17 protein-coding genes are annotated in these 16,934 nt (G+C 60.6%); 15 read left to right on the top strand and 2 right to left on the bottom strand.

Annotation, left to right across the window (positions count from 1 at the left end):
• The coding region (gene rne, locus EKA13_RS21695; RefSeq protein ID WP_065761319.1) for a ribonuclease E at nt 1-3,015 on the bottom strand (3,015 nt) is incomplete at its 3' end.
• A gap of 746 nt (nt 3,016-3,761) precedes the next feature.
• On the opposite strand from rne, the gene rluC reads away from it, so the two are divergent.
• Genes rluC through EKA13_RS21710 form a run of 3 tightly spaced genes read left to right on the top strand, consistent with a single transcriptional unit; the run spans nt 3,762 to nt 6,387 of the window.
• Nucleotides 3,762-4,718 carry a 23S rRNA pseudouridine(955/2504/2580) synthase RluC gene (rluC, locus tag EKA13_RS21700; protein ID WP_065761306.1) on the top strand — a complete coding sequence of 319 codons (957 nt, stop codon included), beginning with the start codon at nt 3,762-3,764 and terminating at the stop codon, nt 4,716-4,718.
• Entirely contained in the window at nt 4,708-5,397 is a 690-nt protein-coding gene (locus tag EKA13_RS21705; protein WP_065761307.1) for an HAD-IA family hydrolase, read from the top strand. The genes rluC and EKA13_RS21705 overlap by 11 nt, the downstream gene beginning before the upstream one ends.
• Nucleotides 5,398-5,403: 6 nt before the next feature.
• Nucleotides 5,404-6,387 carry a S49 family peptidase gene (locus EKA13_RS21710; protein ID WP_065761308.1) on the top strand — a complete coding sequence of 328 codons (984 nt, stop codon included), beginning with the start codon at nt 5,404-5,406 and terminating at the stop codon, nt 6,385-6,387.
• Nucleotides 6,388-6,447: 60 nt separating this feature from the next.
• On the opposite strand, the gene EKA13_RS21715 is transcribed toward EKA13_RS21710, so the two are convergent.
• Nucleotides 6,448-7,026, bottom strand: coding sequence for a Maf family protein (locus EKA13_RS21715; RefSeq protein WP_065761309.1), 579 nt, complete (start codon nt 7,024-7,026; stop codon nt 6,448-6,450).
• A gap of 95 nt (nt 7,027-7,121) precedes the next feature.
• On the opposite strand from EKA13_RS21715, the gene EKA13_RS21720 reads away from it, so the two are divergent.
• The 12 genes from EKA13_RS21720 to EKA13_RS21775 all read left to right on the top strand — a co-directional run bounded on the left by EKA13_RS21720 (nt 7,122) and on the right by EKA13_RS21775 (nt 16,856).
• A complete protein-coding gene (locus EKA13_RS21720; protein ID WP_065761310.1) occupies nt 7,122-7,649 on the top strand; it encodes a YceD family protein in 528 nt (175 codons plus the stop codon).
• A gap of 13 nt (nt 7,650-7,662) precedes the next feature.
• Nucleotides 7,663-7,845: a 50S ribosomal protein L32 gene (gene rpmF / locus EKA13_RS21725; protein ID WP_010447173.1), complete on the top strand. Its 183-nt coding sequence runs from the start codon at nt 7,663-7,665 to the stop codon at nt 7,843-7,845.
• 3 nt (nt 7,846-7,848) lie between these two features.
• Nucleotides 7,849-8,859: a phosphate acyltransferase PlsX gene (gene plsX / locus EKA13_RS21730; protein WP_083199879.1), complete on the top strand. Its 1,011-nt coding sequence runs from the start codon at nt 7,849-7,851 to the stop codon at nt 8,857-8,859.
• A gap of 129 nt (nt 8,860-8,988) precedes the next feature.
• Nucleotides 8,989-9,927, top strand: coding sequence for an ACP S-malonyltransferase (gene fabD, locus EKA13_RS21735; protein ID WP_065761311.1), 939 nt, complete (start codon nt 8,989-8,991; stop codon nt 9,925-9,927).
• Nucleotides 9,928-9,944: 17 nt separating this feature from the next.
• Nucleotides 9,945-10,685, top strand: a complete 741-nt coding sequence (gene fabG / locus EKA13_RS21740) for a 3-oxoacyl-ACP reductase FabG (protein WP_065761312.1) — start codon at nt 9,945-9,947, stop codon at nt 10,683-10,685.
• Nucleotides 10,686-10,881: 196 nt separating this feature from the next.
• The gene (gene acpP / locus EKA13_RS21745; protein WP_003175607.1) at nt 10,882-11,118 is read left to right on the top strand and encodes an acyl carrier protein; all 237 of its coding nucleotides are present in this window, start codon (nt 10,882-10,884) and stop codon (nt 11,116-11,118) included.
• A gap of 104 nt (nt 11,119-11,222) precedes the next feature.
• Nucleotides 11,223-12,467, top strand: coding sequence for a beta-ketoacyl-ACP synthase II (gene fabF, locus EKA13_RS21750; RefSeq protein WP_065761313.1), 1,245 nt, complete (start codon nt 11,223-11,225; stop codon nt 12,465-12,467).
• Nucleotides 12,467-13,282, top strand: a complete 816-nt coding sequence (gene pabC / locus EKA13_RS21755) for an aminodeoxychorismate lyase (RefSeq protein WP_065761314.1) — start codon at nt 12,467-12,469, stop codon at nt 13,280-13,282. The genes fabF and pabC overlap by 1 nt, the downstream gene beginning before the upstream one ends.
• A gap of 3 nt (nt 13,283-13,285) precedes the next feature.
• A complete protein-coding gene (gene mltG, locus EKA13_RS21760; protein ID WP_065761315.1) occupies nt 13,286-14,410 on the top strand; it encodes an endolytic transglycosylase MltG in 1,125 nt (374 codons plus the stop codon).
• 9 nt (nt 14,411-14,419) lie between these two features.
• Nucleotides 14,420-15,052 (top strand): dTMP kinase, encoded by a 633-nt coding sequence (gene tmk / locus EKA13_RS21765; protein ID WP_065761316.1) that lies wholly within the window; start codon nt 14,420-14,422, stop codon nt 15,050-15,052.
• Complete coding sequence (locus EKA13_RS21770) at nt 15,045-16,031, top strand: DNA polymerase III subunit delta' (RefSeq protein WP_065761317.1); 987 nt, start codon at nt 15,045-15,047, stop codon at nt 16,029-16,031. Before tmk ends, EKA13_RS21770 begins: the two co-directional genes overlap by 8 nt.
• Before the next feature lie 36 nt (nt 16,032-16,067).
• The gene (locus EKA13_RS21775; protein WP_065761318.1) at nt 16,068-16,856 is read left to right on the top strand and encodes a TatD family hydrolase; all 789 of its coding nucleotides are present in this window, start codon (nt 16,068-16,070) and stop codon (nt 16,854-16,856) included.
• Nucleotides 16,857-16,934: the final 78 nt, after the last annotated feature.

Here is a 16,934-nt window from a genome sequence, read left to right on the forward strand (position 1 = left end):
CTCGACGGCGGCAGCAGGTGCCTCTGCGGCTTTAGCGGCTGCCGCGGCTGCAGCAGCTTCAGCTTCGCGCTTGCGGCGACGCACTTCGCGTGGGTCGTTTGGTGCGCGGCCACTGCTTGGTTGCGGCAGGGCAGGTGCTTCGGCGGCGACTACCGGCTCGGCAGCGGGTGCTTCAACCACAACCGGAGCAGGTGCTTCGACAGCAGGCTCGGCTTCCTTGGCAGTAGCGATCGGGGCCTCGACCACAACTTCAGCTGGGGCTGGGGTGACTTCCACCACCGGAGCCGCACCGGGTTCAACGGCTTCGACAGGTGCAGCAGGCTGTTCGGCAGCAGGGGCAATGTCGACCACGGCAGCTTCAACTGCTGCAGCTTCAACTACCGCAGGTGCGGCTTCTACCGGTGCGGCTTCAACTGCAGGTGCAGCTTCTGCGACGACCTCGCTAGCGGCTACAGGTGCTTCGACAGCAGCGGTAGCGTTTTCAGCTTGCTGGTTGGCCTGTGCTTCGGCTTCAGCGCTGATGTTGCTGGTGGCTGCGCCTGCAGCAACGACAACGCCCGCTGCCTGTTCGGCACCCGACTCTTCAGCCGCTTCTTCGCTGCCTTCAACGACGTTGCCATTGGCATCACGTTGACGTTCACGACGGTTGCTACGGCGACGCTGACCGCGAGAGCGGCGACGTGGGCGCTCACCATCGGCGCCTTCGGCTTCTTCCTGCAGCAGCTCTTCGTTTGGCAGTTGCTCTTCGGTCGCTTCGGCAGCAACTTCGGCAGGACGTGGCTGACGCTCTTCACGTGGTGGGCGCGGTTGGCGCTCTTCGCGTGGCGCACGTTCTTCGCGTGGTGCACGCTCTTCACGTGGTGCGCGTTCTTCACGCGGTGCACGCTCTTCGCGCGGAGCGCGTTCTTCGCGGGCTACGCGTTCTTCACGAGGGGCGCGCTCAGGACGCTCTTCGCGTACGGCCGGTGCGGCGGCAGCAGCTGGTGCAGTGGCATCCAGGGGTTCGCGCAGTTCACGCACGCGTTCGTCGCGGCGACGCTCTTCACGCGGTGGGCGTGGTTGGCGCTCTTCGCGCGGCGGGCGTGGTGCGCGTTCTTCGCGGGCCGGGGTTTCTTCACGGGCTTCGCGAGGTTGACGCTCTTCGCGTGGGGCACGCTCGGCGCGTTCTTCACGTGGCTTGCGCTCTTCGTCGCGACGACCGTTGCGGCTGCGGCTCTGCTGGCGACCGCTACGGCGCTCTTCGTTGCGCTGTGGGCGTTCGGCGGCCGGCTTCTCGGTGACAACCGGTGCGGCGGCAGGCGTTTCCTTGCTGGCGAACAGGCTCACCAGCGACTTGACCAGGCCTTTGAACAGGCTTGGCTCCGGCGCAACGTGCACAGGGGCGGCAGGCTGTTCTGGTGCGGCAGGTACCGGTGCATTGGCGCGGGCCGGTGCAGTCTTGACCGCAGCTTCCTGGCGAACCAGGGTGCGAGTCGCGGCAACTGGCTGGACTTCTTCGGTCTCGGTGGCGGCGATTTCGTAGCTGGACTGGCCGCTCAGCGCTTCTGGATTGTCATCGCGCAGGCGCTGCACTTCGAAGTGCGGGGTTTCAAGGTGATCATTTGGCAGGATCACGATGCGTGCACGGGTACGCAGTTCGATTTTGGTGATCGAGTTGCGTTTTTCGTTGAGCAGGAACGCTGCGACCGGAATCGGCACTTGGGCGCGCACTTCAGCAGTGCGGTCCTTCAGGGCTTCTTCTTCGATCAGGCGCAGGATGGCCAGCGACAGGGATTCGACGTCACGGATGATGCCGGTGCCGCTGCAGCGTGGGCAGACGATGCCGCTGCTCTCGCCCAGAGATGGGCGCAGGCGTTGGCGGGACATTTCCAGCAGGCCGAAACGCGAGATGCGGCCAACCTGAACGCGTGCGCGGTCGGCTTCCAGGCATTCACGTACCTTCTCTTCGACTGCGCGCTGGTTTTTCGCCGGCGTCATGTCGATGAAGTCGATGACGATCAGGCCACCAATGTCGCGCAGGCGCAGTTGGCGAGCGATTTCTTCGGCTGCTTCCAGGTTGGTCTGCAGCGCGGTCTCCTCGATGTCGCTACCTTTGGTGGCGCGCGCCGAGTTGATGTCGATGGAGACCAGGGCTTCGGTTGGATCGATGACGATCGAGCCGCCCGACGGCAGTTCGACCACGCGCTGGAAGGCGGTTTCGATCTGGCTTTCGATCTGGAAACGATTGAACAGCGGGACGCTGTCTTCGTAGAGCTTGATCTTGCTGGCGTACTGCGGCATCACCTGACGGATGAAGGTCAGGGCTTCTTCCTGGGCGTCGATGCTGTCGATCAGTACTTCGCCGATGTCCTGGCGCAGGTAGTCGCGGATGGCACGAATGATGACATTGCTTTCCTGGTAGATCAGGAAAGGAGCCGCGCGGTCCAGGGAGGCTTCCTTGATTGCAGTCCAGAGCTGCAGCAGGTAGTCCAGGTCCCATTGCATCTCTTCGCTGCTGCGGCCCAGGCCGGCAGTGCGAACGATCAGGCCCATGTCGGCAGGGGCGACCAGGCCATTGAGGGCTTCGCGCAGTTCGTTGCGCTCTTCGCCTTCGATGCGGCGCGAGATGCCACCGGCACGCGGGTTGTTCGGCATCAGTACCAGGTAGCGGCCAGCCAGGCTGATGAAGGTGGTCAGGGCGGCGCCCTTGTTGCCACGCTCTTCTTTCTCGACCTGGACGATGACTTCCTGGCCTTCGCTCAATACTTCCTTGATGTTGACGCGGCCTTCTGGGGCCTTCTTGAAGTATTCGCGGGAAATTTCTTTCAGTGGCAGGAAGCCATGGCGCTCAGAACCGAAGTCGACAAATGCGGCTTCGAGGCTGGGTTCGATCCGGGTAATCCGGCCTTTATAGATGTTGGCTTTCTTCTGCTCGCGAGCGCCGGACTCGATATCCAGGTCGTAGAGACGTTGGCCGTCCACCAGAGCAACACGCAACTCTTCGGGTTGAGTTGCGTTAATCAGCATTCTTTTCATGTAGTACCGTCGGTTTCCGGGCTGCCGGAAACGGCGTTCGGCACACACGACTTCTCACGGTCGGTGTCAGGGTGCGTCAGGGGTGGCGGGCCACTCCCGTGTCTAGCGAGATTCGGCCTGACTGGAATCCAGTGCTGCCGAAGTCGCGACGACGCGTCCTGCTAGCTGTGGTGTCAAATGCACTCAGTCAGGAGGAGGAATCAGCCTTCGGCCATGGACGCCACGGGGGCATCTTGATCAAGAACGGGTCTGGACGAGTGGGCCCGTAGAGGCCTGTCGACCGGACGCATTACTACACGGTCCGACGGTTGTGCATCTCCACCCTACACGTATCCCTGATAATTCGGGTGCTGCCGCGCGCTGAATCCGCAACGGGTTGCATTTATCGCCGGCTCCGTACGGGAGCCCGCGCATTTATGGCTAAGGCTTGTATTTCCGAAGCGTTCGCCATAACTGCGCGGAAGCGATTGCACTGACGGAGTGGCATCGAAAAAAACGTGAAGGGAGGGTAATGCACCGCTCTTTTTGTTTTTTATCGGTCTTCTCTCGTCTGCGCTGGTGGCTATTCCAGGCATTTTGTAAACTGGCAAACACCCCGTCGGACGGCCTCGCGTCCTCAAGAATTGCGTAGGTCAGGGCCGGCTCAAAGCCATTGGTCCGCTGGCCAGCCGCTTTTGGCGGCGTTCGCGACTATAGCAGCAATCATTAAGTGCTTCAAATCCATAAAAAATTGTTATGATGCGCAAATGACGACCAATACCCCTCCGACCCCCGGCGTTCAGCTGATTGAGGTCGCGCCGGAACTTGCCGGCCAACGTATCGACAATTTTCTTATCACGGCACTCAAGGGCGTTCCCAAGACCTTGATTTACCGCATTTTGCGTAAAGGCGAAGTGCGGGTTAACAAGGGGCGGATCAAGCCTGAGTACAAATTGCAGGCGGGCGATGTGGTGCGCGTGCCGCCCGTTCGTCTGCCCGAGCGCGACGAGCCGGCGCCGGTTGCCCAGGGTTTGCTGCAGCGCCTGGAAGCGGCCATTGTCTACGAAGACAAGGCACTGATCGTGCTGAACAAGCCTGCCGGCATCGCCGTGCATGGTGGCAGCGGCCTGAGCTTCGGTGTCATTGAAGCCTTCCGTCAGTTGCGCCCTGATGCCAAGGAGCTGGAGCTGGTCCACCGCCTCGATCGGGATACCTCTGGCCTGCTGATGATCGCCAAGAAGCGCAGCATGCTGCGCCACCTGCACGCGGCCTTGCGCGGTGACGGCGTAGACAAGCGCTACATGGCGCTGGTGCGCGGCCATTGGGCGACGGCCAAGAAGCAGGTCAGCGCGCCGTTGCTCAAGAGCAACCTGCGCTCCGGTGAGCGGATGGTCGAGGTGAACCCTGAAGGCAAGGAGGCGTTGACGCTGTTCCGTGTTCTGCGCCGTTTCGGTGAGTTCGCCACGATGGTCGAGGCGCGTCCGGTGACGGGGCGTACTCACCAGATCCGGGTGCATGCCTTGCATGCCGGGCATTGCATTGCCGGCGACAGCAAGTATGGCGATGAAGACTTCACTCGCGAGATCCGTGAGCTGGGTGGCAAGCGCTTGTTCCTGCATGCCTATGCCTTGAATGTGCCGATGCCTGATGGCGGCGTGCTCAAGCTTGAGGCGCCGGTGGATGACATGTGGTCCAAGACTGTGGAGCGTCTGAGTGCGTCGTGAGTACGACCTGCTGATCTTCGATTGGGACGGCACACTGGCCGACTCGATCGGGCGTATTGTCGAGGCGATGCACCTGGCGGCAGATCGTGGCGGCCACCCGCGCAGCGAAGTCGAGGCGGTCAAGGGTATTATTGGTCTGGCCTTGCCTGAGGCAATCAGCACGCTGTATCCGCAGCTTGATGCGTCGGCGGTGGCGGCGTTCCGGCAGCACTATGCTGACGTTTACATGGCGCTGGATGAGCAGCCCTCGCCGTTGTACGACGGGGTTGTCGAGGCGCTTGAGGGGTTTCGCGCGGATGGCTATCGGCTGGCAGTTGCGACCGGAAAGGCGCGTCGCGGCCTTGATCGGGTGCTCCAGGCCAATGGCTGGGAGCATTTCTTCGATATCACCCGTGCCGCTGACGAGACCCGGGGCAAGCCCCATCCCTTGATGTTGGAAGAGATTCTCGCGCATTGTGGTGTCGCGCCTGCGCGTGCGCTGATGGTCGGGGATTCGGCGTTTGACCTGTTGATGGCGCGCAATGCAGGTGTGCATTCGGTTGCGGTCGGTCATGGTGCGATGTCGCTGGAGGTATTGAGCGCCTATGAGCCTCGGCTGTCCATCGATCATTTTTCTCAGTTGCAGGATTGGCTGGGCCTTGCTGGCGCGCCAGTCGGCTGTGACGGTATCCCAGGGTAGGTGAGCATGGCTGATGAATGGAAAGCGCCCAGCGCTGAAAAGAATGAAGAGCAGAAAAGCTGGCAGCTGCTTGAAAAAACGCTGTTGGCTGGCGTGCAGGAGCAGCGGCGCGCCAGGCGCTGGGGCATCTTTTTCAAGCTGTTGACCTTCGCTTATCTGTTTGGCGCCCTGATGCTGTTCACGCCGTTGATGGATGTCGAGAAGGCGGCGGCTCGTGGCTCCAGTCATACCGCGCTGATCGAAGTGCGTGGCCTGATCGCTGATCAGGAGCCTGCCAGTGCCGACAACATAGTCGGTAGCTTGCGTGCGGCGTTTGAAGATCCCAAGACCAAGGGTGTGATCCTGCGCATTAACAGCCCGGGCGGTAGCCCGGTGCAGTCTGGGTACATTTATGACGAGATTCTTCGTCTGCGTGCGCAGTACCCGGCGATCAAGGTGTATGCCGTCATCAGTGACCTGGGGGCGTCTGGTGCCTATTACATCGCCAGTGCGGCTGATCAGATTTATGCCGACAAGGCCAGCCTGGTAGGGTCGATTGGTGTGACTGCTGCAGGTTATGGCTTTGTCGGAACCATGGAGAAGCTGGGTGTTGAGCGCCGTACCTACACGGCCGGCGAGCACAAGGCATTCCTGGATCCGTTCCAGCCGCAGAAGCCTGAAGAAACCAGGTTCTGGCAGGGTGTGCTGGAGACCACTCATCGGCAGTTCATTGCCAGCGTCAAGCAGGGGCGAGGTGAGCGACTCAAGGATAAAGAGCATCCAGAGTTGTTCAGCGGCCTGATCTGGTCGGGCGAGCAGGCGGTGAAGTTGGGGCTGGTGGACGGCCTTGGCAGTGCCAGTTATGTCGCGCGCGATGTGATCGGCGAGAAAAACCTGGTGGACTTTACGATTGAAGAGTCGCCGTTTGATCGCTTCTCCAAGCGCCTGGGGGCCAGTGTTGCCGAGCATTTGGCAATGTGGATGGGTTTTCAGGGGCCGACGCTGCGCTGATCGTGCTGCGGTGTTGCGTGTTTAGGCAGAAGCCGACCTGAGGGTCGGCTTTTTTGCGCCTCAAGGAATGGTGACGCCTTCCTTGAGCAGCATGTCCACCAGGCGAATCAGCGGCAGGCCCACCAGGCTGGTTGCGTCGACGCCGTGGGTGCTTTGAAACAGGCTGACGCCCAGGCCTTCGGCCTTGAAGCTGCCGGCGCAGTCATAGGGTTGTTCGGTGCGCAGGTAGCGCTCAATGCGTGGCAGATCCAGTTCGCGCATGTTGACCGTGAAAGGCACGCAGTCAACCTGAGCGTGGCCAGTGCTGCTGTTGAGCAGGGCAAGCCCGGTGAGGAAGGTGACATGATTGCCGCTGGCTGCCAGCAGCTGTTCGCAGGCCTTGTCGAAAGTGTGCGGCTTGCCGAGAATCTGCTCGCCCAGTACCGCGACCTGGTCGGAACCGATGATCAGGTGGTTGGCGTGGGTGGTGGCCAGCGCTTCGGCTTTTTCCAGTGCCAGGCGCTTCACCAGCTCTACGGCGGGCTCTTCATCCAGGCGTCGCTCGTCAATGTCCGGGGCGGCCCAGTTGAAGGGGAGTTGCAGGCGCGCCAGCAATTCGCGCCGGTAGGGTGAGCTTGAAGCCAGTAATAAAGGCAGCATGATGAACTCCTGAGCGGGTTCGCCAATTCTAACATGAGCCATGGGGCCTAATTTCCTTTGACAGGGGCGGGGGGCATCCCTAGAATGCTGCGCCTATGTTGAATGACCCGATTCCACCTCACGTTGACCCGCGCAAATTGGCAGATCGTGGCGTTTCCCTTGAAGGGAAAGTGCTGCTGGCCGATTTGGAGAGACTCTGCGACCCGCTTTCCGACAATGTCGGTATGGTGCAGGCGAAATTCGATTTTGAGCGAGACGAGCAGAAGACAGTGGTTATACACACTGACCTCAACGTCGAAGTCAAAATGGTTTGCCAGCGTTGTCTTGAGCTGGTTACCCTGCCGATCCATAGCGAATGTACTTACGCTGTGGTGAAGGAGGGTTCGAATACCCAGTCGTTACCGAAAGGTTATGACGTGCTGGAACTGGGCGAAGATCCATTGGATCTGCAGGCATTGATCGAGGAGGAGCTTTTGCTCGCCTTGCCCATTGTGCCTGCTCATCATCCGGAAGAATGCCAGCAGCCGGCGGGCGCCGATGAGCCCGAGCCGAGCGAGGACGAGGTAACGCGGTCCAACCCGTTCAGTGTATTGGCGCAGTTAAAGCGTGACCCAAACGTTTAGGAGTTAATCAATTATGGCTGTTCAGCAGAACAAAAAATCCCGCTCTGCCCGTGACATGCGCCGTTCGCACGACGCCCTCGAGGCCAGCGCTCTGTCCGTAGAAAAAACCACCGGTGAAGTTCACCTGCGCCACCACGTATCGCCAGAAGGCGTATACCGTGGTCGTAAAGTGATCGACAAGGGCGCTGACGAGTAATCCTTGTCCGCTCAGATCATCGCGATCGACGCAATGGGCGGGGACTTCGGTCCCCGCAGCATTGTTCAGGCGAGCATTGCTTGCCTTTCGGCTACCCCCTCGCTGCACCTGACCCTCGTTGGTCAACCCTCCCTCCTTGAAGATTTGATCGCTGGCCAGTCGGCAGCAGATCGCTCGCGTCTGCAGATTGTTGCGGCCAGTGAAGTGATCGGCATGGATGAGCGGCCTTCGCAGGCGTTGCGTGGCAAGCCGGATTCGTCCATGCGCGTCGCCCTTGAATTATTGCGTGATGGCAAGGTTCAGGCCTGCGTGAGTGCTGGCAATACCGGTGCGCTGATGGCGCTGTCGCGTTATGTGCTGAAAACGCTGCCAGGTGTTGATCGCCCGGCGATGGTGGCAGCCATTCCTACGCAGGCAGGCTACTGTCAGTTGCTTGATTTGGGGGCCAATGTCGATTGCAGTGCCGAGCACCTTTATCAGTTTGCAGTGATGGGCTCGGTGGCGGCTCAGGCGCTGGGTGTCTATCGTCCGCGCGTGGCGCTGCTCAACATAGGCACTGAAGACATCAAGGGTAATCAGCAGGTCAAGCTGGCTGCCAGCCTGTTGCAGAATGCCAAGGGCTTGAACTACATCGGCTTCGTCGAGGGTGATGGCTTGTACCGTGGTGAGGCTGATGTCGTGGTCTGCGACGGTTTTGTCGGCAATATCCTGCTCAAATCCAGTGAAGGCCTGGCAACCATGATCGGTGCGCGTATTCAGGCGCTGTTCCGTGAGGGGGTGTTTGCTCGCGTGGCAGGTGCCATGGCCATGCCATTGCTCAAGCGCTTGCAGGCCGATCTTGCGCCAGCGCGACACAATGGTGCGAGCTTTCTGGGGTTGCAGGGTATTGTTATCAAAAGCCATGGTTCTGCGGGCGTTCAGGGGTTTCAGAGTGCTATTCAGCGTGCACTGATCGAAATCCAGGAAGATCTGCCGCAGCGCTTGCATGGGCGTCTTGAGGATCTGTTGCTTTAGGCATATCGGCAAGGAAGTGGTTAAATGTGACCGCTTGGTTCTCGTTACCATCCAATTTTCAGTTTCTTGCGATCAGTCCTGCGACTGTTCGCTCAATTTTCGACGACAAGATCATTAGGGGCTTGTTCAATGTCTGCATCCCTCGCATTCGTCTTTCCGGGTCAAGGTTCGCAGTCCCTCGGCATGCTGGCCGAGCTGGGCGCCCAGTACCCACTGGTCATCGATACCTTCCGCGAGGCCTCCGAGGCTCTGGGTTATGATCTCTGGGCACTGACCCAGCAGGGCCCGGAAGAGCAACTCAATCAAACTGACAAAACTCAGCCGGCTATCCTGACCGCTTCGATCGCCCTGTGGCGCCTGTGGTTGGCGGAGGGTGGTGCTCGCCCTGCGTTCGTCGCCGGTCACAGCCTGGGCGAATACAGCGCCCTGGTGGCCGCGGGTAGCTTGTCCCTCGGCGATGCCGTGAAGCTGGTCGAGCGTCGCGGTCAGCTGATGCAGGAGGCCGTACCGGCCGGGCAGGGCGCCATGGCTGCGGTCTTGGGCCTGGATGATGCGGATGTCATCGCTGTGTGCGCTGAAGCGGCACAGGGTGATGTCGTCAGCGCGGTCAACTTCAACTCGCCTGGCCAGGTCGTCATCGCCGGTTCGAAGGCCGCTGTCGAGCGCGCAATCGAAGGGTGCAAGGCGCGTGGCGCCAAGCGTGCCCTGCCATTGCCGGTCAGCGTGCCGTCGCACTGTGAACTGATGCGCCCGGCTGCTGAACGGTTCGCTGAATCGGTTGCTGCCATCGATTGGCAGGCGCCGCAGATTCCGGTCGTGCAGAACGTCAACGCGACGGTCTCTGCTGATCTGGACACGCTCAAGCGCGACTTGCTGGAGCAGTTGTTCAAGCCAGTGCGCTGGGTTGAATGCGTTCAGTACCTCGCAGCACAAGGCGCTACCTCGCTGGTCGAGTGCGGCCCAGGCAAGGTCCTGGCCGGTTTGAACAAGCGCTGCGCTGACGGTGTGACCACCTATAACCTCAATACCCCAGACGCTGTCGCCGCCACCCGTGCGGCGCTGGCCTGAAATTAGGAGAAGCTTGCATGAGCCTGCAAGGTAAAGTTGCACTGGTGACTGGTGCCAGCCGTGGCATTGGCCAGGCCATCGCCCTGGAGCTGGGTCGCCTGGGCGCTACGGTCATCGGTACGGCCACCTCGGCTGCTGGTGCCGAGCGCATCGCTGCGACCCTCAAGGAGCACGGTATCGCGGGTACCGGCCTTGAGCTGAACGTCACCAGTGATGAGTCGGTTACCGCCACACTGGCCGCGATTCAGGAGCAGTTCGGCGCGCCGACGATCCTGGTCAACAACGCCGGTATCACCCGCGACAACCTGATGCTGCGGATGAAGGATGATGAGTGGTTCGATGTTATCGATACCAACCTCAACAGCCTGTACCGTCTGTCCAAGGGCGTGCTGCGCGGCATGACCAAGGCGCGCTGGGGTCGTATCATCAGCATCGGTTCGGTAGTCGGTGCCATGGGTAACGTCGGTCAGGTCAACTATGCAGCTGCCAAAGCTGGCCTGGAAGGCTTCAGCCGTGCGCTGGCGCGTGAAGTGGGCTCCCGTGCGATCACCGTCAACTCGGTGGCGCCTGGTTTCATCGACACTGACATGACGCGCGAGCTGCCAGAAGCGCAGCGCGAAGCCCTGCAGACCCAGATTCCTCTGGGGCGTCTGGGACAAGCCGAGGAAATCGCCAAAGTCGTGGCTTTCCTGGCGTCCGAGGGTGCAGGTTATGTCACTGGTGCAACCATTCCGGTCAACGGCGGGATGTACATGTAAGGCAAATGTGACGGATTGCTTCAAAAAAATGTCATACGTGGCGTGTAAAATCCGTTATAAAGCTGCAACCAAATTCTAGTCAGCGGTTGGGTGTGACGTTCGAGAAGCGCTTGGCGCTTGAAAAGCCAAACTCTTTCTATACACTTACACCCCGGCCAGCTGCCTGACATATGTCCATTAGGAGTGAAAACAAGGTATGAGCACCATCGAAGAACGCGTCAAGAAAATCGTCGCCGAGCAACTGGGCGTTAAAGAAGAAGAAGTAGTGAACACTGCTTCCTTCGTCGAAGATCTGGGTGCCGATTCCCTTGACACCGTTGAGCTGGTGATGGCTCTGGAAGAGGAATTCGAGACCGAAATCCCTGACGAAGAAGCCGAGAAGATCACTACTGTTCAAGCAGCTATCGACTACGTCACCAGCCACCAGGCTTAAGACGTTGTAGTCGTCGCTTCTTGTCATGGAAAAACCGCACTGCCTTCACTGGCGTGCGGTTTTTTCTTTGCGAGAGATGTAGACCTTAGAAAAAGGAGAGTGCTGTGTCGCGTAGACGCGTCGTGGTCACCGGTATGGGTATGCTGTCGCCACTGGGTACGGACGTGCCGAGCAGTTGGCAGGGCATTCTGGCTGGCCGCAGTGGCATTGGTCTGATCGAACATACAGACCTTTCTGCTTACTCCACCCGTTTTGGCGGCTCGGTAAAGGGCTTCGAGGTTGAGCAGTACCTGTCGGTCAAGGAAGCTCGCAAACTCGACCTTTTTATCCAGTACGGCCTGGCGGCCGGTTTTCAGGCAGTGCGTAATGCTGGCCTGGAAGTGACCGATGCCAACCGTGAGCGTATCGGCGTGGCCATGGGTTCGGGCATCGGTGGCCTGACCAATATCGAAGAAACCAGCCGCACCTTGCATGAGCAGGGGCCTCGGCGTATTTCGCCGTTCTTCGTGCCAGGCTCGATCATCAACATGATTTCCGGCTTCCTGTCGATCCACCTGGGCGTACAGGGGCCTAACTACGCCATTGCCACGGCATGCACGACCGGCACGCATTGCATTGGCATGGCCGCACGCAATATCGCCTTTGGCGAAGCCGACGTGATGATTGCCGGTGGTGCTGAAATGGCTGCGTGTGGCTTGGGTATGGGGGGCTTTGGCGCTTCTCGTGCGCTGTCGACCCGCAACGACGAGCCGACCCGTGCCAGTCGTCCATGGGACAAGGGCCGTGATGGCTTTGTTCTGGCCGACGGCGCCGGTGCGCTGGTGCTTGAAGAGCTGGAGCACGCCAAGGCCCGTGGTGCGACCATTTATGCCGAGCTGGTAGGTTTCGGTATGAGCGGCGACGCGTATCACATGACCTCGCCACCGGAAACCGGTGCCGGTGCTGCACGCTGCATGGCCAATGCCCTGCGTGATGCGCGCCTCGACCCGAGCGAAGTCAGCTACATCAACGCCCATGGCACGTCGACTTCGGCGGGTGACCTGGCGGAAGCATCGGCGATCAAGTCGGTGTTTGGTGAGCATGCGTACAAGCTGGCGGTCAGTTCCACCAAGTCCATGACCGGTCACCTGCTGGGCGCTGCCGGGGCTGTGGAAGCGATCTTCAGCGTGCTGTCGATCAACGGCCAGGTGGCACCGCCGACCATCAACCTCGATGAGCCGGACGATGGGTGTGACCTGGACTTCGTGCCGCATCAGGCGCGTGAAATGTCGATCGATGTGGTGTTGTCCAACTCCTTCGGTTTTGGCGGTACCAACGGCTCGCTGGTGTTCCGCCGGTTCGCCGGTTGATGCAAAGCTGGGTCGATGGTCAGCCGGCCGATACCCTGGCACTGCAAAGTCGAGGGTTGGCCTACGGCGATGGTCTGTTTGAGACCATCGCAGTCAAGGCCGGCAGGCCATCATTGTTCGAGTATCACCTCGAACGCTTGGCGCTGGGTTGCCAGCGCCTTGCGATTAACGCCGATCTGGCACTGATTCGCGATGAGTTGAGCCGTTACGCCAGCCTGCTGGGCGAGGGCGTGCTCAAGCTCATTCTGACCCGGGGTGACAGTCAGCGTGGCTATGCGCCCGCCGCTGGCGTGCCGCCGCGGCGTATCTTGCAGGGCAATCCGCCAGCGGCTTACCCCGCTGGCAATGCCGAGCATGGTGTGAAGCTGTTCGAATGCCGTACCCGCCTGGCGGAACAGCCGCTGTTGGCGGGGCTCAAGCACCTCAATCGTCTTGAGCAGGTATTGGCCCGTTCCGAGTGGCAGGATCCCGACTATGCCGAAGGGTTGATGCGTGACATCACCGGCCGCGTGGTCGAAGGGGTCTACAGCAATCTGTTTCTGGTCAGGGATGGCGTGTTGTTGACTGCCGACCTCAGCCGTTGCGGGGTTGCCGGGGTCATGCGTGCGGCGCTGATGGTCGAGGCTGCGCGCCTCGGGATCGACGTTCGTGTCGGCGACCTGGCCCTTGAGGATCTTGCGCGAGCCGATGAGGTCTTTCTCTGTAACAGTGTTTACGGTATCTGGCCGGTGTGCTCGTGTGGATCGATGAACTGGTCGTCGGGCCCGGTCACCCGTAAACTGCAGGCCATTGCCCGTACGTTACTGGATGCCTGATTTGTGAGACGTAAATTCTTGGTACTGCTGGAGATCGGCCTGATCCTGGGTGGCCTGCTGTTGGGGTACTCCGCCTGGAAGTTGAACTCGGCCCTTCAGCAGCCGCTGCATGTGTCCCAGGAGCAGTTGCTCGATGTGCCGACCGGTACGACGCCCAATCGCATGTTCTACCGTATGCAAACGGATGGCTTGCTCAAGGATGCTTTCTGGTTACGCCTGTACTGGCGTTTCAATATGGTCGGTGTGCCGCTGCACACAGGCGAGTATCGTCTCAGCCCAGGCATGAGCGTGCGCGAGCTTTTCGAGCTGTGGCGTCGCGGTGAGGTGGTGCAGTACAACCTGACGCTGGTTGAAGGCTGGAACTTCCGTCAGGTGCGCGCCGCTTTGGCCAAGCACGAAAAAATCGAACAGACGCTTAACGGTCTGAGCGACAGCGAGGTCATGGAAAAGCTCGGGCACGCTGGTGTGTTTCCGGAGGGGCGCTTTTTCCCGGATACCTACCGCTTTGTGCGCGGCATGACCGATGTCGAGTTCCTCCAGCAAGCGTATGCGCGCCTGGAAGAGGTGCTGGCTCAGGAGTGGAATGCCCGTGCCCCTGAAACCCCTTATCGCGATCCTTATCAGGCGCTGATCATGGCTTCGCTGGTGGAAAAGGAAACCGGCGTTCCTCAGGAACGTGCCCAGATCGCGGGTGTATTTGTGCGACGCATGCAAATCGGCATGTTGCTGCAGACGGATCCAACGGTGATTTATGGCATGGGCGAGCGCTACAACGGCAAGATCACCCGTGCTGACCTGCGCGAGCCGACCCCTTACAACACCTATGTGAATGCGGGCTTGCCGCCGACGCCAATTGCCATGGTGGGGCGTGAGGCGATTCATGCGGCGTTGAACCCATTGCCTGGCAGCAGCCTTTACTTCGTGGCGCGTGGCGATGGCAGTCATGTCTTCTCCGATGACCTGGACGCGCACAATTCAGCGGTGCGTGAGTATCAGCTCAAGCGTCGCGCCGATTATCGCTCGAGCCCGGCACCGCAAGCCCAACAGTCGACACCCGATGACATGGTCGTCGAACCGAGCGAGTCTTCGACAGCGGTCGATGAGTCCTCCCGTACTGATCAAAATTAAGGACTGCCTGTGAGCGGCTTGTTTATTACCCTGGAAGGCCCTGAAGGTGCGGGCAAGAGCACCAACCGCGAGTACCTGGCCGAGCACCTGCGCAGCCAGGGCGTGGACGTGCTGCTGACCCGGGAGCCGGGTGGCACGCCGCTGGCGGAGCGTATTCGCGAGCTGTTGCTGGCGCCCAGTGAAGAGCTGATGCACCCCGATACCGAGCTGTTGTTGGTCTTCGCTGCGCGTGCCCAGCACCTGGCCGAAGTGATCCGCCCGGCATTGGCACGGGGCACCGTCGTGCTTTGTGATCGCTTCACGGATGCGACCTACGCTTATCAGGGTGGCGGTCGCGGCTTGTCGCTAGAGCGCATTGCCACGCTTGAGCAGTTCGTTCAGGGTGAGTTGCGCCCTGACCTGACCCTGGTGTTCGATCTGCCGGTGGAGGTTGGCCTGGCGCGCGCTGCCGCGCGTGGCCGTCTCGACCGCTTCGAGCAGGAGGGGCAGGCGTTTTTCGAGGCTGTGCGTCAGGCTTATCTGGCGCGTGCCGAGGCCACGCCTGCGCGTTATCGCCTGATCGATGCCGCCTTGCCGCTGGAGCAGGTGCAGCGTGCCATTGATGCCTTGCTGCCTGAAATCCTGGAGCGTTGCCGTGGCTGAGGCCTACCCTTGGCAGGACGCGCTGTGGCAGCAGTTGGCAGGGCGTACGCAGCATGCTCATGCCTACCTGCTGCACGGTCCTCAGGGCATCGGCAAGCGGGCGTTGGCCGAGCGCCTGATGGCCTTGCTGTTGTGCCAGCGTCCCAAGGGGCTGCAGGCCTGCGGTGAGTGCAAGTCATGCCTGTTGCTGGCGGCTGGCAGCCATCCGGACAATTATGTCCTGGAGCCGGAGGATACCGACAAGCCGATCAAGGTCGATCAGGTGCGTGACCTGGTATCGTTCATCGTTCAGACCGCCCAGTTGGGGGGTCGCAAGGTGGTGCTGATCGAGCCGGTAGAAGCGATGAACATCAATGCGGCCAACGCCCTGCTCAAGAGCCTTGAGGAGCCGTCCGGCGATACCGTGTTGTTGTTGGTGAGCCACCAGCCCAGCCGGCTGCTGCCGACCATCAAGAGCCGCTGCCTGCAGCAAGCTTGCCCATTGCCGGGTTTCGAGCAGAGCCTGGCCTGGCTTGGCAAGGCGTTGCCCGACAGTGACGAGCAAGAGCGCCTGGAGTTGTTGACCTTGGCTGCGGGCTCGCCGCTGGCGGCTGTCAGCTTGCAGGCACAGGGCGTGCGCGAGCAGCGTGCGCTGGTGGTCGACGGGGTGAAGAAGTTGCTCAAGCAACAGTCGTCGCCCAGCCAGCTTGCCGAGGCCTGGAGCGCGGTGCCGCTGTTGTTGCTGTTCGACTGGTTTTGCGACTGGTCCAACCTGGTCCTGCGCTACCAGTTGACCCAGGATGAGGAGGGGCTTGGCCTCGCTGACATGCGCAAGGTGGTGCAGTACCTTGCGCAAAAAAGCAGCCAGAGCAAGGTGCTGGAAATTCAGGACTGGATTCTTGCCCAGCGCCAGAAGGTGCTGGCCAAAGCCAACCTTAACCGCGTGTTGCTGCTCGAGTCCTTGCTGGCCTCATGGGCGATGCTTACGGCTCAGCGCTGAGCGCCGATTTTTCAATTACTTCTGTGTAAAGACCTCATGCTTGTAGATTCCCATTGCCACCTCGACCGTCTCGACCTTACCGCCTGCCAGGGCTCTCTGGATGCTGCCCTGGATGCTGCCAGGGCGAGGGGGGTTGGGCACTTTCTGTGCATTGGCGTCAGTGCGGAGAATGCCGCAGCGGTGAAGGCAGTCACTGAGCGCTACGGTGATGTCGACTGTTCGGTAGGGGTTCACCCACTAGACCTGGCACCCGGTGCCGAGCCGGCCCTGGACTGGTTGCTGCAGGAGCTGAATCACCCCCATGTCGTGGCGATCGGTGAGACCGGCCTGGATTATCACTACGAGCCTGAAGCTGCCGAGCTGCAGCAGGACTCTTTTCGCCTGCACCTGGATGCCGCGCGTATCACCGGCAAGCCGGTGATCGTGCATACCCGTGCGGCGCGCGCCGATACCCTGGCACTGCTGCGTGAAGCTGCATTGCCGCAGGCTGGCGTGCTGCATTGCTTTACCGAGGACTGGGACATGGCCAAGGCTGCGTTGGACCTGGGTTTCTACATTTCCCTTTCCGGCATCGTCACCTTCCGTAATGCGGATGCCTTGCGCGATGTCGCACGCCAGGTGCCGGTCGATCGCCTGCTGGTGGAAACCGACTCGCCGTACCTTGCGCCGATTCCATACCGCGGCAAGCCAAACCTGCCGCAGTATGTGCGGGAAGTGGCGGAGTTCGTTGCCATGCTGCGTGGGGAAACCTACGAGCGGCTTGCCGAGCAGACTACAGCTAACTTCAAGCGCCTGTTTCCATTGGCGCGTGTCGCCAAGCACTGAATCGCAGGCAAAAAAAACCCGGGTTCTGGGGGGTGAATCCGGGTTAAGACCATTAGGAGTAAAACAAAGGTACTCAAT

It is taken from the genome of Pseudomonas defluvii, from assembly GCF_001695625.1.
Taxonomy (GTDB): domain Bacteria; phylum Pseudomonadota; class Gammaproteobacteria; order Pseudomonadales; family Pseudomonadaceae; genus Aquipseudomonas; species Aquipseudomonas defluvii.

What these genes read in the sequence shown, in the direction of transcription:
- rluC (WP_065761306.1), top strand. Translation starts at nt 3,762, where the DNA reads ATGACGACCAATACCCCTCCGACCCCCGGCGTTCAGCTGATTGAGGTC.
- fabD (WP_065761311.1), top strand. Translation starts at nt 8,989, where the DNA reads ATGTCTGCATCCCTCGCATTCGTCTTTCCGGGTCAAGGTTCGCAGTCC.
- EKA13_RS21715 (WP_065761309.1), bottom strand. Translation starts at nt 7,026, where the DNA reads ATGCTGCCTTTATTACTGGCTTCAAGCTCACCCTACCGGCGCGAATTG.
- fabG (WP_065761312.1), top strand. Translation starts at nt 9,945, where the DNA reads ATGAGCCTGCAAGGTAAAGTTGCACTGGTGACTGGTGCCAGCCGTGGC.
- acpP (WP_003175607.1), top strand. Translation starts at nt 10,882, where the DNA reads ATGAGCACCATCGAAGAACGCGTCAAGAAAATCGTCGCCGAGCAACTG.
- EKA13_RS21720 (WP_065761310.1), top strand. Translation starts at nt 7,122, where the DNA reads ATGTTGAATGACCCGATTCCACCTCACGTTGACCCGCGCAAATTGGCA.
- EKA13_RS21710 (WP_065761308.1), top strand. Translation starts at nt 5,404, where the DNA reads ATGGCTGATGAATGGAAAGCGCCCAGCGCTGAAAAGAATGAAGAGCAG.
- pabC (WP_065761314.1), top strand. Translation starts at nt 12,467, where the DNA reads ATGCAAAGCTGGGTCGATGGTCAGCCGGCCGATACCCTGGCACTGCAA.
- EKA13_RS21775 (WP_065761318.1), top strand. Translation starts at nt 16,068, where the DNA reads ATGCTTGTAGATTCCCATTGCCACCTCGACCGTCTCGACCTTACCGCC.
- rpmF (WP_010447173.1), top strand. Translation starts at nt 7,663, where the DNA reads ATGGCTGTTCAGCAGAACAAAAAATCCCGCTCTGCCCGTGACATGCGC.